This is a genomic window from Buttiauxella sp. BIGb0552 (assembly GCF_004366275.1).
In the GTDB taxonomy this organism is placed as follows: Bacteria; Pseudomonadota; Gammaproteobacteria; order Enterobacterales; family Enterobacteriaceae; genus Buttiauxella; species Buttiauxella gaviniae.
Map to the genome: position 1 here is coordinate 160,674 of NZ_SODY01000007.1, position 15,957 is coordinate 176,630.

General features: G+C 48.0%; 12 protein-coding genes. 7 read left to right on the forward strand and 5 right to left on the reverse strand.

Annotated elements, in window-relative coordinates; all coding sequences use genetic code 11:
- Nucleotides 1-12 precede the first annotated feature (12 nt).
- The 3 genes from EDF88_RS19920 to EDF88_RS19930 all read right to left on the reverse strand — a co-directional run bounded on the left by EDF88_RS19920 (nt 13) and on the right by EDF88_RS19930 (nt 4,824).
- Nucleotides 13-1,356, reverse strand: coding sequence for an anaerobic C4-dicarboxylate transporter (locus tag EDF88_RS19920; protein ID WP_134186721.1), 1,344 nt, complete (start codon nt 1,354-1,356; stop codon nt 13-15).
- A gap of 199 nt (nt 1,357-1,555) precedes the next feature.
- Nucleotides 1,556-3,574: a heparinase II/III family protein gene (locus tag EDF88_RS19925; RefSeq protein ID WP_134186723.1), complete on the reverse strand. Its 2,019-nt coding sequence runs from the start codon at nt 3,572-3,574 to the stop codon at nt 1,556-1,558.
- Between the two features lie 20 nt (nt 3,575-3,594).
- On the reverse strand, nt 3,595-4,824 hold the full coding sequence (locus tag EDF88_RS19930) for an alginate lyase family protein (RefSeq protein ID WP_134186950.1): 1,230 nt from the start codon (nt 4,822-4,824) through the stop codon (nt 3,595-3,597).
- A 616-nt stretch (nt 4,825-5,440) separates the two neighbouring features.
- On the opposite strand from EDF88_RS19930, the gene EDF88_RS19935 reads away from it, so the two are divergent.
- From EDF88_RS19935 to EDF88_RS19955, 5 genes are all read left to right on the forward strand, one after another.
- Nucleotides 5,441-6,733 (forward strand): sugar ABC transporter substrate-binding protein, encoded by a 1,293-nt coding sequence (locus tag EDF88_RS19935; RefSeq protein WP_134186725.1) that lies wholly within the window; start codon nt 5,441-5,443, stop codon nt 6,731-6,733.
- Between the two features lie 123 nt (nt 6,734-6,856).
- Entirely contained in the window at nt 6,857-7,741 is an 885-nt protein-coding gene (locus EDF88_RS19940) for a sugar ABC transporter permease (RefSeq protein WP_134186952.1), read from the forward strand.
- Between the two features lie 10 nt (nt 7,742-7,751).
- Nucleotides 7,752-8,591 (forward strand): carbohydrate ABC transporter permease, encoded by an 840-nt coding sequence (locus tag EDF88_RS19945; protein ID WP_064511992.1) that lies wholly within the window; start codon nt 7,752-7,754, stop codon nt 8,589-8,591.
- A gap of 10 nt (nt 8,592-8,601) precedes the next feature.
- A complete protein-coding gene (ugpC, locus tag EDF88_RS19950; protein WP_064511991.1) occupies nt 8,602-9,690 on the forward strand; it encodes a sn-glycerol-3-phosphate ABC transporter ATP-binding protein UgpC in 1,089 nt (362 codons plus the stop codon).
- Between the two features lie 10 nt (nt 9,691-9,700).
- Nucleotides 9,701-10,837 carry an alginate lyase family protein gene (locus EDF88_RS19955; protein WP_134186727.1) on the forward strand — a complete coding sequence of 379 codons (1,137 nt, stop codon included), beginning with the start codon at nt 9,701-9,703 and terminating at the stop codon, nt 10,835-10,837.
- A gap of 73 nt (nt 10,838-10,910) precedes the next feature.
- On the opposite strand, the gene EDF88_RS19960 is transcribed toward EDF88_RS19955, so the two are convergent.
- Together EDF88_RS19960 and EDF88_RS19965 are read right to left on the reverse strand one after the other, a co-directional pair.
- On the reverse strand, nt 10,911-11,414 hold the full coding sequence (locus EDF88_RS19960; protein ID WP_134186729.1) for a non-heme ferritin-like protein: 504 nt from the start codon (nt 11,412-11,414) through the stop codon (nt 10,911-10,913).
- A 351-nt stretch (nt 11,415-11,765) separates the two neighbouring features.
- Nucleotides 11,766-12,617 (reverse strand): AraC family transcriptional regulator, encoded by an 852-nt coding sequence (locus EDF88_RS19965; RefSeq protein ID WP_134186731.1) that lies wholly within the window; start codon nt 12,615-12,617, stop codon nt 11,766-11,768.
- A 229-nt stretch (nt 12,618-12,846) separates the two neighbouring features.
- Between EDF88_RS19965 and EDF88_RS19970 the strand changes: the two genes are divergently transcribed.
- Together EDF88_RS19970 and EDF88_RS19975 are read left to right on the forward strand one after the other, a co-directional pair.
- Nucleotides 12,847-14,679 carry a DUF2264 domain-containing protein gene (locus EDF88_RS19970; RefSeq protein ID WP_134186733.1) on the forward strand — a complete coding sequence of 611 codons (1,833 nt, stop codon included), beginning with the start codon at nt 12,847-12,849 and terminating at the stop codon, nt 14,677-14,679.
- Nucleotides 14,676-15,956, forward strand: coding sequence for an oligosaccharide MFS transporter (locus EDF88_RS19975; RefSeq protein WP_134186735.1), 1,281 nt, complete (start codon nt 14,676-14,678; stop codon nt 15,954-15,956). The genes EDF88_RS19970 and EDF88_RS19975 overlap by 4 nt, the downstream gene beginning before the upstream one ends.
- The last annotated feature ends 1 nt before the right edge of the window (nt 15,957 follow it).

The window sequence follows — 15,957 nt, forward strand, 5'->3', positions numbered from 1 at the left end:
TTACGGGTATTTTTAGAAGAACGTCATCACCAGCAAGTAACTCGCCGCACAAGCACAGCTCACGCCAATCAACCCTGGTAAAATGAAGCTATGGTTGATGATGAATTTACCAATCTTCGTGGTGCCCGAGCGGTCAAAGCCAATACATGCCAGATCACTCGGATAGGTAGGTAGGACAAAGTAGCCGTAAGATGCCGGGAAGAAGGCAATCAGCATTTTCGGCTCAACACCCAGCATCAATCCCATCGGTGCCACAGCTGTTAACGCAGCCGCCTGGCTATTTACCAGTTTAGAAACCAAAAACAGCACGATGGCATAAGTCCACGGGTGGCTTTTCACCACGCCTTCCAGTGCCATTTTCAGCTCTTCAAGGTGTGCCTGAAAGAAGGTATCACTCATCCAGGCGACACCAAACACCGAGAAAATCGCCACCATCCCGGCTTTAAATACCGCACCATTAGAGATAACGGATGCATTTACTTTGCAGACTATCAACATTACGGCACCCGCAATCAGCATCATCATCTGGATAACCAGATTCATTGATAGCGGCTTTAGCGCACCTTTGATTTCAAACGCTGGACGCAGTGTCGGAATAGCGCCCAATAAGACCACCACCAGGATCCCAGCAAAGAAAATCCAGGTTGACCAGTAGGCTTGTTTTGGGAACACCTGGTCCATCAGCGTTTCGCTGCTGCCGTAAATAAATTCACGCTGTTTTGGGTCTTTGAGCTTCTCCTGAAACTCTTTATCGTCCTGCAAATCTTTACCGCGACGCAAACTCCACAGTGCAGCAATTAACACGCCAAATAACGATGCGGGAACGGAAACACAGAGAATATCGAGAATGCCCCAGGCATGACCAATGCCATGGTTAGCGGCCAGAATTGAGATTAGGGAAACTACGGCGACGGAGACAGGCGATGCGGTAATCGCCATCTGCGAAGCAATTGATGCCACCGCCATTGGGCGCTCCGGGCGAATCCCTTTTTTTAGCGCAATATCGGCGATAATCGGGAACATGGTGTAGACCACATGCCCGGTTCCACACAGGAACGTCAGCATCCAGGTAGTGAAAGGAGCAAGCAGTGTGATGTGTTGCGGGTGTTTACGCAGTAGGCGTTCAGCAAACTGCATCATGACATTCAGGCCGCCCGCGGTTTGCAATGTAGCTGCACAACCGATTACGGCAAGAATGGTGAGCATTACATCAACGGGCGGCTTTCCTGGTTCAAGGCCAAAAATGAAAGTCAGGATAAACAACCCAATTCCACTGATTAAACCAAGCCCCATCCCGCCAAAGCGAGTCCCGACCAGCAGGCATAAAATAATGACAATAAATTCAATAGTAATCATGACAATCCCTTTTAAAATTCAATCGTATAAAGCATTACAGATTGTAAGGATTACCATTGAGACGCAGATCGGATTTGTTAAAACTCAATTAAAACAATTGATTATAACAAAAAATCAACAATTTAATGGACGGTATCTATGCCAACCTGGCAAATTAAGCGTTTAATTGAGTTGGGCGGAGAAGCATCCGCCCAGCAATTTAAAAGGGAATATGTGAGGTTTTAAGTTGTGGGAGTACTGCATATTCTTCACAAAGATCAACTAGTAAGGTTCTTTCTCCACGTCTGAGTTGGATAGTCATACCGTTAGAATCCGGCGTGACGTGCATATCGGTGATCGGTTGTTGATGGTCAAAATCCCAGACGCAAATGAACTGAGAGGTTTGTTCTTTGCTACGTAGAACCAGATAGCTCAGATCTTGAACCGCCGGGTTATCCGGAGCATTTCCTTGCCATAACTCAGCATGACCGTACAGCCATAACGCTTGTCCATTATGAGGGGTGGCGAAGTGACGTGGCTGACTATTGATTAACTGTACGCAACGGGCATCCTTCATAATCACCAGAGGGCCTTGAGTGCTAAATTGCGCACATTCTCCCTCGCTATCCAGCGCTTTACCCTGAAGATGCAACGTCCAGTCAATTTGTTGGCTGTGCGGGTTTTGCACAGTGCTGATATCAATAATCGCGTTATCCAGCCACAGTAAACGACGGCGAAAACGCACATCGCGCCAGGCTTCGCTATCCCACTGCACACGCGTATGGCTATCGAGATCCGGGGGAATTTGCCGCCAGTCTACTCCAGTATCCAGCCAGCAAAATGCATCACTTTCGTGATAATGATGCACCACAGGCACAGCAGGCGGTTGGTTGGTTTGATTTACCGTGATCGTATTGTGGGTGGCGCTATTTTTGTAATACGCATAATGCATGGGCGCGCCGTAACCGGTGGTGCCCAGATCGGGGAGGATCTCTTTCCCACCATTAAAAAGCAGGATATTCAGGCGGTCATAGTGGTCATGTTCACCGCCGAATGGCGTGTGTTTTATCAGCAATGCGCGTTTTTTTTGCGTGTTGCGCCAGATAGTCAGGCCGCAATTTGGAGCGTGTAGGTGACACTCAGGAATCAGTTCCGGCAGTTTCTCTGGCAGTGGCGAGTCGTAAACAAAGGTATCAAAATGGGGCATTGGATACTGCTGGCGAATAGCCTTAAGCGCCGCGGCGTATCGCTCATCCTGGTAGTAATACCAGGCAAACTCATACAGATGGCTATGATCGAGCTTTTCCTGGCCATAGATACAATCATTGATACGTGGAAAGGTGCCATCGGGCATCAGCAGCGCAAGAGGGAAGCTGAGCATTTTTTTATAGAAAGGCTCATCAAGCAAGCTCCAGCGCGAACCAATAGCCAACTTTTCGAATGCCAGGAATCCTTGTAGTGCGTAGAAGTGATAATGAATGGACCCTTCAAACCACAGTCCCTCTTCAAACAGACCATGTTCAAGTTGATAGCGCAGCCCGTAAGGCTGATTTACCGCAAATTCCAGCAAGGCCTCATCTTCGAGAACAAAGCCGAGAACCCCTATGGCACAGCCGATTTTTACCTCATGGTTATGCAATTGGGCAGTGCGATGGGCCATTAGGAATTGCGCACCTTCGCGTAATAAGCGGCTAGTAATGTATTCACGCTGCTGCGCGGACAAAGCTTCAGCGATGCAATCATAGCCGAGGGTGAAATCCAGCATACAATTGGCTTCGCACAGCGTCTGTGCGTTCATTTTTCCGGGGCCGTTGTAAGGGATACCACCGTGGATTTCGTAGCCCGGGTAAAACTCGGCATAGCGCATTAACAGTTCGCGGACCTTATCCAGATAACCTTGTTCACCTGTGAGTTGCCACAGCAAGCCAAGCTGGTGGCAGGCTTTGGCATTCAGCCCATTTAGCTCGCGCCACCAGGCTCCGTCATAGGGTTCTCCGCTAAACGACTGCCCATCAACCGGGCAGCAATGGGAGGTTGGGGTGTGACGATCCCACTTCAGTCTGACTCCGTGATCCGGGCAGAAATAGTAGAGGTTCCAGGTTGCCCGTGCGGTTTCCGGCACTTTGACCGGGTTGTTAAGCACCACGGTATTTTCGGCAATCAACTGCGCCACTATTTCAGGCTGCTGGGTCATGCGTTGGCGAAGGAGAATAAGTTGTTGCGTGGTGAACTGCTTCATCGCTCGATCCTTACTCTCTTTCAGTGTTGTTTTAATGGGGTAATAAGATGGGAGATATCATCAGGATATTTTGCCATTAGCCATTGTGCTTTTTCGGCAAAGGCGCTGTCATCTGGCCATGCACGAGCCGCACTGACCATGTTCACTAACGCTTTTTCATCATCCATTTTGTCGATATCTTTCCACGGCCATGGCTCATTGTTGTGAACATAGTTGGCGACATAGGCGTAACCTTTACGCAGGCTTCGGTCATCAAGGGTGAAGTTCCAGACATCCACCTGCGCGATTTCTCCAAGGCGGCCAAGTTTGTTGTAGGCTTCCAGGTGGAAATTGCTGTAATGCCAGGGACGAGTACGCTCAATTTCCGCCATCTGGCGGCCATCTCTGTCGAAATGAGCGGGAATACGACGCAGTTGGGTGATTTGCAGACGCTTTTTAGCCGCAGCGAGATCGCCACTAAACAGTGCAAAAGACGCTGCCTGCAAATCAAAGTAAGTGCCGTGGTTGTTGTGCCAATTATCTTCTTCAAAACCATTTTGGCTGGTTGTCATCCAGTGGTAGAAATCGCCATACCACTGTTTAATTTTTTGATACTCATCATCACTAATCACGTTAGCCGGGCGTAGTAACTCCACGGCATCGATGACTTCCACCAATGCGCGGCTGTCGATGAGTCCAATTCCACGTCCGTCATTAATCCCAGGGATCGCCTGAGCGTGTTGTAGGTTAGGATTCATGCGCGTGTCAGGATTAACGAACCAGTTCAGTAACTGGTCACGTGCTTTTTCGGCATAGGCTGGCTTTTGGGTAAATTGCCATGCAAGCGACAGTGTCCAAACGTCATTGCTCATATTCACCAAGCGCTTTTTGTCCGTGGCGTCGCTGTTGGCATCCGGGTTGGTTTGACCATCCTTACGAATATAAGGCAGACCATCTTTTTTGTTCGGATCGGGCCACCAGTATGGAGGGAAGCTGTAGTAATCATGTTTGTCACCACTTGCGGCTGTCAGAGTCTTATCCATAACCGAGTAGAGTGGTTTGCCCAGCGCTTTGTCAGCCCCGGCAATGAGCTTTTCATATGCGCCAAGAAACTCAGGGTTTCTCGTCGCAAGCTGTTGTTGGCTGTAACGTAAATCATCAAGTTTGATTTGCAATGGATGTGCATCAGCGGCGTACAGTGGCGATGCTGTTAATACGCTAGCAACCGCTAACGAAAGTAATGACAAGCAAGACAATAAAATGGGTTTCATCGGGCGCATATTTTCTCCGTCCACCAATGGAATAATATCTGGTTATTTATACCCGTCATACTTCAAGTTGCATGTGCGTTGGCTACGTTTACTCACCCGAATCACTTACCTGAGTAAGCTCATCGGGACTCGTTCTCTTGCCGCCTTCCTGCATCTTGAATTATTTTGGGTATATATCTATAGAGGTACTGTTAATTCGTAAAATAAAAGAGTGGGAATAATATATATGATGCCGAGTGCGCAGTGTAAGAGACAGAATGAATTTTTATGTGACTCACATCAAATTAACGCTTTCAAGGGTAAATAGCCTCAGAAAGTGAGGCTGGAGTCACGTAAATCAATGGTTTTAAATTATTTTTCAAATGTTACGAGTATTTTTTATTTATGTAACTCATTGAATTTAATGGTTATGTTTTTAACTGGTATTTTTGACTGACTTTGCTGCGTGACCTGAAGCACACTTCTGCATTATGAAACGCTATTTCTGTTTCGCCCCGTTGTTTTTACCTCATGCATTCTATTTAATTACTCCGCAGCCTTTTTTCATTCTTGAAATAATCTGCTTCACTCCATTTTCTCAATAATCAAATCTCTTAAAATAAGGACGTGAATATAAATGTTTTCCACAAAATTAAAATCCGTATTACTGATCTCCGCCCTCGGTTTTAGTGCTTCGCAAACATTTGCGGCTGAAACGCTAAATGTCTGGATCCGTGCTAGCAATGATTCTAAAAATATTTACAAGCAAGAGGCTGAAACTTTTGAGAAGAAGACAGGTATTAAAATCGAATATTTTAATGCTACGACAGACTTTGAACAGCGCCTTGCTCGTGCAGCTGCGGGCAACGCATTGCCCGATCTGATCTTCAATGATGCGGTAGCCATTGGTCAGTTCATCCAACTCGGAATAGCTGATGAAATAGATCCGAAATCCATTGCAGGTGGCGAAAATATTTATCCTACAGCCTGGGAAAGTACTCGCTACACCGATGGGAAATTCTATGGGGTGCCCACTTCTGCCCAAACCTTTGCGCTGTTTGTTCGCAAAGACTGGCGTGAAAAACTGGGTATGCCTGAGCCCAAAACCTGGAGTGATGTGGCAAAGCTGGCTAAAGCCTTTACCACACAAGACCCGGACGGCAATGGTAAAAACGATACCTACGGCTTTTTGTTGCCGGGTTCCACCACGCGTGGTTACGCCAGCTGGTTTATGAGCGCATTTTTATGGCAGGCAGGTGGTGATTTCATTCGCGAATCAGGCAAGGGTAAATTCAAAGCCTCGCTTGATGAGCCAGCTGCCGCTGAAACCATGGCATTTATGCGAGGAATGCTGTGCGACAAAGTTGTTCAGCCTGGTGCTATCAACGCGACAACCGCAGACATTATCCCATCATTCCGCTCAAGCCAGACCGGTATGTTCTTCACCGGCCCGTATCACATTGCATTGTTTGATAAAGATCCTGGCAAAGACAAGTTTGAAGTCGTGACCCTCGAAGGGCCGAAAAGTAGTGCGACTCTTGCCGAAGGCACCACTGTCTTCATGATGAAAAGTAGCAAGAATAAAGAAGCCGCGCGGAAGTTCATCGAATTTATGATCTCCCAGGAAGGGCAAGAAATCGGTATGGGCAAAGGCACGAAACACATGCCGGTGGTGCGCTTACCTGTGAATAAACAGGTTGATATCCAGACTGTATATGACGATGCACGTTGGGCAACCTTCGCCAAACTTTACGCTGAACACGGGCGTTATGTGCCGCAAGTGCCTAACTGGACGCCAATTCGTCAGATAACCGCCGATGGCTTCAACCGTATTCTGGCTGACTGTAATGGTGATATTGCAGCCGAACTGAAAGCGACCAATGAGAAGGTCAATGCCGAGCTTGATAAACAGCAGGTGCTGGCGAAATAAGTTTGATTTTTGAATTCGGTGAACGGTTCTTGCGCTTATCCATCTGCATGCCCCGAAATGTAGCTCGGGTAAGCGAAGCGTCACCTGACACTCAGTCACAGCCTGAATCTTTATAGAGTGAAAATAACGATGTTAACTTCTCGCCAGAAACGGAATCTGGTGCCGTGGATGTTTCTTGCTCCGGCACTGGTCATCTTCACCTGGTTTAAATTTATTCCCATGCTGCAAGGCCTGGTGATGAGTTTCTACAAGGTGAACTTCAATCAACCAGACGAATGGGTGGGATTTACCAATTTTGCCCGCGCTTTTGCCGATATTGAACTCCATGCTGCGGTATTCAATACCTTCCTTTATGTCGTGGTGACCATGGTGGTTGGAGCGGTACTGGCATTTTTCCTCGCCATGTTACTTGAAGGGCCCGCTCGTCATCTGCGTTTTATCCGCACCGCCATTTTCCTGCCCGCTGTAACCAGTGCGGCTATCGTCGCCGAAATGTGGAGAATCTTGTTTAACCCAACTCCGAACGGTGTGATGAACCACATCCTGAGCTGGTTTGGTATTGCCGACCAGGGATTTCTTGCAAGTTCAGACCAGGCTCTGGGGGTCATCATGTTGCTGCATATTTGGAAAGCGGTGCCGTACAACATGGTTATCTTTATCGCAGGCCTGGCAGGCATTAGCCGCGATTTATATGACGCCTCAAACGTTGATGGCGCGAACTGGTGGAACCGTCTGCGTTACGTCACGCTGCCCGGGATGATCCCGGCGATTTCAGTAGTGTTGATGCTCTCCTTTATTCGTGGGTTCCGTGTGTTTGCAGAAGTGTATGCCACAACCGGCGGTGGGCCATCTAACGCCACTGAAATGATCATGACCCATATCTACAAACTCGGATTTGAGCAATTTGACTACGGCTATGCTTCGGCGGTGTCGTTCCTGTTATTCGCCTTCACCGTGCTGTTGACGATTTGTCACCTCACGTTGAAAAAGCGTATTGCCCGTTATTAAGGAGCCACCGATGTTAGGTAAACGTTGGGATATCGCAGGCCGCTGGATGATTTATGGCTTGTTGCTGATTGTATTCGTTGGGCCATTCTGGGGCATTGTTGCTACTGCATTTAGCGGGGCACCGGTCAAACCGGGCGAGTTGCTGGCATGGCCTAATGAGTTTTCGTTGGAGAATTTTATATTCGCCTGGAACGACATTGGCGTTTGGCAATATCTGCTTAACTCAATGATTGTCGTTTTTGTCGGCACCATTTTGCAGGTGTCGGTGAGTGCGCTTGCTGCTTATGCCCTGGCGCGTAAAAAGTTCATCGGCGTGTCGCTGGTGAGTCTTGTGATCCTCTCCACCATGATGTTGCCGGAAGAAGTAATCGCTATTCCGCTGTACATGATAATCAACTGGAAGCTGCCGCTGATTGATGCGTCGCTCTATAACACCTATCTAGGGATGATCATGCCGGTAGTGGGTTGGGCATTTTCCATCTTCGTGCTGAGCGAATTCATGGCCGCTATTCCCAAAGAGCTAGAAGAGGCCGCACGCATCGATGGTGCGAATGAATGGCAAATCTTCTTCCACGTCATTTTGCCGTTGGTGAAACCTGCTCTAGGCACGGTAGTCACGTTTGGCTTCATCATGATTTGGGACCAGTACCTGCTGCCGCTAATTGTCGTCAACCACGACAGCCTGAACACTATTCCAGTGATTCTCGGCAGCTTGCGTACCGATGAAAGTATCACCCCGAACATCTTTATAGCCATTACGCTTCTGGCGATGTTGCCAAGCATCATCGTTTATCTCGGTCTGCAAAAACATTTCAACCGCGGGATTATGTCCGGCGCGGTCAAAGGATAAGGAGAATCTCATGGGTTCCGTTGTACTGAAGAATGTCTGTAAATCTTATGGCGATGCACATGTCATTAAAGATGTTTCTCTCACTATCCCTGACGGCGAGTTTTGTGTGCTGGTGGGCCCAAGTGGCTGCGGTAAATCAACGTTATTACGCATGATTGCCGGACTTGAGGAGATAACGGGCGGTGAGGTGGCCATCAACGAAAAAGATGTGACCGACGTTGAGCCGAAACTGCGTGATATTGCGATGGTATTCCAGAGCTACGCACTTTATCCGCAGATGACCGTGCGCGAAAATATGGGCTTCGCGTTGAAAATGGCGAAGCTGCCAAAAGCAGAAATCAGCCGTAAGGTTGAGGCCGCAGCCGATCTTCTGGGATTAGGCGTCTTACTCGACCGTTTGCCAAAAGATCTTTCGGGTGGCCAGCGCCAGCGTGTAGCAATGGGGCGTGCGATTGTACGCAATCCACAGGTGTTTTTGTTCGACGAACCACTCTCAAACCTCGACGCAAAACTCCGCACCCAGGTGCGTGGGGAAATCCGCGAATTGCATCGCCGCCTGAAAACGACATCGGTGTATGTGACTCACGATCAAATCGAAGCCATGACGATGGGGCAGATGATTGTGGTGTTGCGTGAAGGGCGTATTGAACAGGTGGGTAGCCCGCTGGAGTTGTATGACCGCCCGGCAAATCTATTCGTGGCAGGATTCATTGGTTCTCCTGAAATCAATCAGTTAAAAGGTGAAGTCATGCTACAAAATGGTGAAATGATGCTGCGCCTCGCCGATGGCTCCCTGCTAAGCTTGCCGCCGGGTATGCAGGTAAAACCGCAACAGACAGTGGTTTATGCGATTCGCCCGGAGCAGGTCAATGTTGTGGAAGAAGGCGAGGGTAATGGAGCACTAAAAGCGACCATTACCGCCATCGAAAACACCGGTTCTGATATGCAATTGTTCTGCAACACTGGAGGTGGTTCATTTACCTCGGTGTTTAAGCAACGCTTAAATGTTCAGGAAGGTGAAACGGTATGGCTACAACCCAAACTGACCGGTATTCATATATTTGATGCCGAAAGCGGGCAACGAGTAGCATGCCATTAAGGAGCGATAGATGAAGTTGTACACCCTGGATGAGACGTGTCTTGAGAATGCCCGCCGTGGCCTACAGCAGCCTTTTTCTCCTTTGCAGCTGGCGTTGGGTCGTCTGGTTAGCGAAGCGGATAAGCTTCGTGGGCAGCCACCGGAAAGTGTGGTGCATAAGAAATTACGCCCGGTAAGCGGTGATCCTCATGATTATTACAGTCTGGGGACGTATTGGTGGCCAAATCCGCGCAGGCCAAATGGCCTGCCATATATTCGCCGTGACGGACATACTAATCCGCAATGCCAGAATAATGACACGGACACCACGCGCATTATCCGCATGTGCGAACGCTGTTTGACACTTGGACTGGCTTGGTATTTTAGCGGGCAGCGTAAATATGCCCAGGCTGCAGCAGAGCAAATCAAGTGCTGGTTCCTTGACGAACAAACGCGTATGAACCCGCATCTGAACTATGGCCAGGCGATCCCCGGTATTGTTTCCGGGCGCGGTACCGGGCTAATCGATACACGTCTTTTATGGATGGTGATTGATACTATTGGTTTGATTAGCCCTGCGGGTGTACTGGATACCGATGATATTATTGGTTTGCACCAATGGTACAGGGACTTCAACCACTGGATGTTTTACAGCGACGTGGGTCATTCTGAATACGTGTGGCATAACAACCACGGCACCTGGTATGACGCGCAACGTGTTGCTAATGCGCTGTTTTATGGTGACAAAGGGCTGGTGGCGCGCATCATTCAGCAGGGCATTACCCAACGAATGGCGGCGCAAATCGACCAGGAAGGCAAACAGACGATGGAGCTGGAACGCCCGGTGCCATTCCATTACTCCTTATTTAACCTTGAAGCCCATCTGCTGCTTAATCGTTATGCGGAACACGTCGAATTTGACCGCTGGAATGCCGTACAAGATGGCAGGAGCGTGAAGCTTGGTATCGATTATCTGATGCCATTTATCGCAGACCCCGATTTGTGGCCTTACAGTGATTTGCAGGGTATCGTCTGGGACAGCGCGTTGCGGTTGTTACTGCAATCCATGAGGGGATATCCAAAGGAGATGACGCGCTATAAAGTCGTGCTGGCTAATTTCCCGGAAGATACGCTCAGTCTACGTGAACAGTTGATGTGGTGTGCATGACTAAGGCGGATTAGCGGGAGCAACATTTTTTTCGCTCGGGTAATAAACGCTGTATTACCCGACACAATGAGACTTAGTGCTGTTGATGATTCACTAAATTTGTCAGGTGCTCATCTGTTTGGCTCATACACAATCCGGCTTTATGAGCACTACGTACTTCATCAAGAATAGTGTTGAGCAACAGGCCTTCGTCTTGTTGTTCCTGATCCATAGTTTTCAGGAACGTGAGGGTGGAATAATCTTTCAATGCTGTTGCTTCAGCGGTCAATTTAGTCAGTGTGGCGCAGCGCTGCTGATAATCTTCAACCGTTTTTTCAAATAGTGTTTCCAAAGAGTCACATTCGCTTTGTGGGGTTTCAATCGTCCCTACAATGGGAGTGCCGCCCGCTTGTTTCATAAAATTAAATATACGCATCATCTGCGTAACATTACATTGAGCCTGGTTTCTTAAAAAATTCGCCGTTCCCGTTAAACTCTTTTCTGAACACCAGTGACTCAACTGTAAATACAGATTTGAGGAATAAAAATCACGATTTATCTGTAAGTTGAGACTTTGAACCATGCCGGAAGTTGCCATGATAATTTCCTTATTTAGCCGGAACATCGGTTAGGATTAGAATTTTGTATGACATGAAATATGACGGGTATATAGATAAAAAAGATTGTATCCATGTCCTGTGAGTCCGCGTCCTGACTGCGTTGTAAAAAATAATACCTCTTTAGGATTATCAATAAAACAGTTGATTCTGGCGTTTCATTCTTATTTACAAAGTTATTCAACAGGAAATATTAAAAAAGACTAATTAAATAATTATCTCCTGGTTTGTCTATTTTAAATAATTTAAGTGAAATGACCAAAACTGTGATTCATCACTGAATAATTAACCTGCTATGAGGTGGTTTATTGTGTCAGATCATATTTGAGCCCTTAAGTTGAATGAGCTCGTGACCGTTTACGATACTGCAATGGTGTCTGGGCCATCATTTTTTTAAAACAGGTGATGAAGTAGGTCACTTCTATGAACCCTACCTCTTGGGCGATAGCTTCGATGCTTAATGGTGAGGTGCGCAATAGATCACAACTTTTCTTTATGCGTCTCGTTAGCAAATACTCATGAATACTGCCGCCGGTTTGTTGACGAAAAATCCGCGAGGTATAGCTGCGTGATAAGCCAATGGATTGCGCCAGCTCATCCAGTGAAAACTTCTCACTATAGTTACTCTCAACCCACTGCATGATGCGTGATGCAACAGTCTGTTGCTGCGGGATAAATAGCTGCGGTTGAGCGGGCAGGAAGGACATAATTTGCATCACCATAAACGCAACGTCGCTGGCGGTGGAGTGCTCCGTGGGGTCGAGTTTGTCGAACTGCTCGAGAATCACTTCCATATAATCGGCCTGCTCACTTAAATCGTAAATTTGTGCCGGAACGTTGCTTGCGGCGAGGGCAGAAAATTGAGCCTGCTGGCGTGGAAAGCCATGCAAGGTACTGATAACAGAAGAGTGTTCAATGTGCATGGTTGTGCGGTGATACTGGTTTTTGTCATCGGCATCGACATGAACCTTGTGTAGCCGAAAAGGTGGGAAGATAAAAAGTCGCCCGGGCCTTGCGGTGTAATGCTGGTTGTCCACCACAACGATTCCGTAGCCCTTTGAAATATAGAGAAACTCAACGCATTGGTGCCAGTGATAGTACCTGGCGCTGGACGCTCGCAGGCGGTGAAATGAGATAACCTGGCTGTCGAGTGTAATTCTCTCCATCAATTGTGGTTCACTCATTTCCCCTCCAGGACAACAAATTTAAATTTTTACGCCATGATTTGTAATTTATTACCCTCGCAAATTGAAAAATCCAGTGAAAATGAAATAACGGTTTATTTTTGTGATGCTGCTCACTCTGAGCCAGGAATAAAAGCGACTACTCTTTGCCTCAACGCACATAAGCAGTGCGAAGACGAATATTAATAACAACAACTTATAATATTCTCGTGTCTGGCGGGAGGACATTGTGCAACCTGAAAACATTACCCTGAATAACCCCCTTAAAAGTCGGGGAGATCTTCATAAACTGGTGAATGAATTATTAAATGCCGTTTCGCCATTCTTTAAAAAAGAGGCCAGTGGCGTAGACCTTGCTAATTTCACCGCCCATTACGGCCAGCAAGTAACCAATATGGAAACTTTCTCTCGTTTACTGTGGGGTGTAACGCCACTGTTGGCGGGTGGGTACGAGCCTGAAGAGTTCTCTTTTTATATTCAGGCCATTAAAAATGGCACAGACCCTAAACATGCCGAGTATTGGGGAGAAGCCGCGGCATACGATCAACGGATTGTCGAAATGGCAGCATATGGACTCTTACTGGCAGTCGCCCATAAACCGCTGTTGGCGCACTTTAATGAACAGGAGAAACACAACCTCTGGCAATGGCTGAAACAGAGTGAAACTCTGGATATACCTGACAACAACTGGCATTTCTTCCCAATTCTGGTGCAGGTCGGTTTCCACCACTGCGGGATGTTGAACAATGCCGATACGTTAGAAAAGCATTTCGACGCCATGGAGCATTATTACCTCGGTGACGGTTGGTATTCCGATGGCCCAGGCCGACCACGTGATTACTATATTTCGATGGGCTTCCATTTCTATGGTCTCATCTATTCCAAATTAATGGCCGATGTTGACCCGCAGCGCTGCAAAAAACTACGCCAGCGCGCAACACTCTTTGCCGCAGATTTCATCCATTTCTTTGCCGACGATGGTGCAGCTATTCCTTTTGGTCGCAGCCTGACTTATCGCTTTGCGCAGGCCGCATTCTGGAGTGCTGCTGCATTTGCAGGTCTGGAAGTCTACGAACCTGGAGTAGTGAAAGGAATTGTGTTGCGTCATTTGCGTTGGTGGTTGCAACAGCCATTGTTTGATCGTGACGGTGTGCTGAGTGTTGGCTACAGCTATCCCAACCTAATAATGGCGGAAGATTACAACGCGCCGGGTTCCCCTTACTGGGGTCTGAAAACCATGCTGGTGCTGGCGTTGAGCGAACAAAATGCCTTCTGGCAAGCAGAGGAAATGCCGTTACCTGAGCGTGAAACGCCTCATAGCATTCCCCATGCGTCGCAAATTCTGGTTCATCAAAAGCACCATTTATGGATGCTGACATCCGGGCAGCTTGAGCTAAATAACTTCGTGAATACCGAAGCTAAATACTGCAAATTTGCCTATTCAACTCGTTATGGATTCACCATTGAGCGTGGTCGCTACGCGCTGAATCATGCGGCACCTGACTCGATGTTGCTGCTATCCGAGAAAGATAACTATTGGCGTGGACGCCGTGAATGCCAGCAAATCAGTACCGCAGACGGAATGATTTTCAGCCGTTGGCTGCCGTGGCACGACGTGAATATCGATACCTGGTTACTGCCGTTGGGCGACTGGCAAGTACGGGTTCATCACCTCAAAACGGCGCGTGAACTCGATTGTGCGGAAGGGGGGTTCTGCCTGCCAAATCGTCCGCTTCCACAAGCACACATGACGCAGGGGAGTTGTTTGCTTACAACCAAAACTGATACCAGCGCCATTTATTGTTTAAGCCCGAAATCACGCAGTGCACAGTTAGTTCTGACACCACCAAACAGCAATCTACTCTTTGCCGAGCGGGCAGTAGTGCCGTTGCTGCAAGGTGAACTGAGTATCGGCACACATCTGTTAATCAGTGCCACCTGGGCAGGGGATACCGACGATTTTGATGCGCAATCTTGCCCGCAAGCCATTATCAGCGAGGGTGTTGTACGCCTGGTGATGGGCAATCAAAGCAAACTCCTTATTCTGGAGAAACACCCATGAACATCTCGACACCAACGCGTACCGCACAGATTAAAATGAGCAGTTTTATCTTTCTCTACTTTTTCACCTGGTCCTCAAGCTTCGGGTTATATGCTCTGTGGTTGAGCCAGAAAGTGGGGCTGGACAGCATCACCATTGGCAGTGTTTTTGCTATCAATGGCGTCTTTGCGGTAGTCATGAAACCGGTCTATGGCTACATCATGGACAAAATTGGTATGAGCAAGTGGCTGCTCTATTTTGTCTGCGCGATTTCGGCACTGATGGCGCCGTTCTTTGTCACGGTTTATCAACCGTTGCTGCTGACGCATACCACCCTTGGCATTGTGATCGGTGCTTTTTACCTGAGCCTCGGCTGGTACGCAGGTGTTGCGGCTTCTGAATCTTATGCCGACCGCTTTAGCCGATTGTATGGTCTGGAGTTTGGGCGCATTCGCATGTGGGGATCGCTTGGTTGGGCAATGGCGGCATCAGTTTCAGGTCTGCTTTTCAACTACACGCCGCTGGCAAACTTCATCGTCAGTAGTACCACCTCCGTATTAATGCTGTTGGTGCTGATTAGCCTGAAAATTGGTGATGAACAACTGCGTAATAACAATGTGATTTCAGCGAATAAAATCGTTTTCGCTGATGTTCTGATGCTACTGAAAAACCGCAAATTCTGGATGTTCAGCCTGTATGTGGCAGGTGTCGCGTGGATGATGTTTGTTGCTGAACAGCAATTCCCACGCTACTTCGTCTCCTTCTTCGATACCAAAGAGCAGGGCAACGCATGGTACGGCTACCTCAGCACAGTACAGTCCGGCATGGAGTTCGTGATGATGATGTTCATCCCGCTGCTGGTGAATCACTACGGTGCAAAAAAAGGGTTGTTGTTGTGCGGCTGCGTAGTGGGGTTACGCTTGATTGCTTCGGGGCTGACCTCCGACCCGCTGGTGATTTCAATCATCAAGCCGTTCTACGGTGTTGAAATTGCCCTGTTGCTAATCTCGGTGTTCAAATATATCGCCGAGCATTTCCATAAGAAAATCAATGCCACCATGTATTTACTGGGTTATCAGGCGATGATTTATGTCGGCTCAGTTGTGGTGGCACCGCCTGCGGGTTACCTGTACGACAAAATCGGCTTCGAGCACACCTACTTAATGATGGGATGTTGCGCACTGATATTCACTCTGATCTCTGCTTTCACTCTCTCGCGCTGCCAGTCAAAACGCGATGAATCCAATACGTTCTTATCCGCTTTAGACACCGCTCCGGTTGAGCCGGCAAAACATTAAT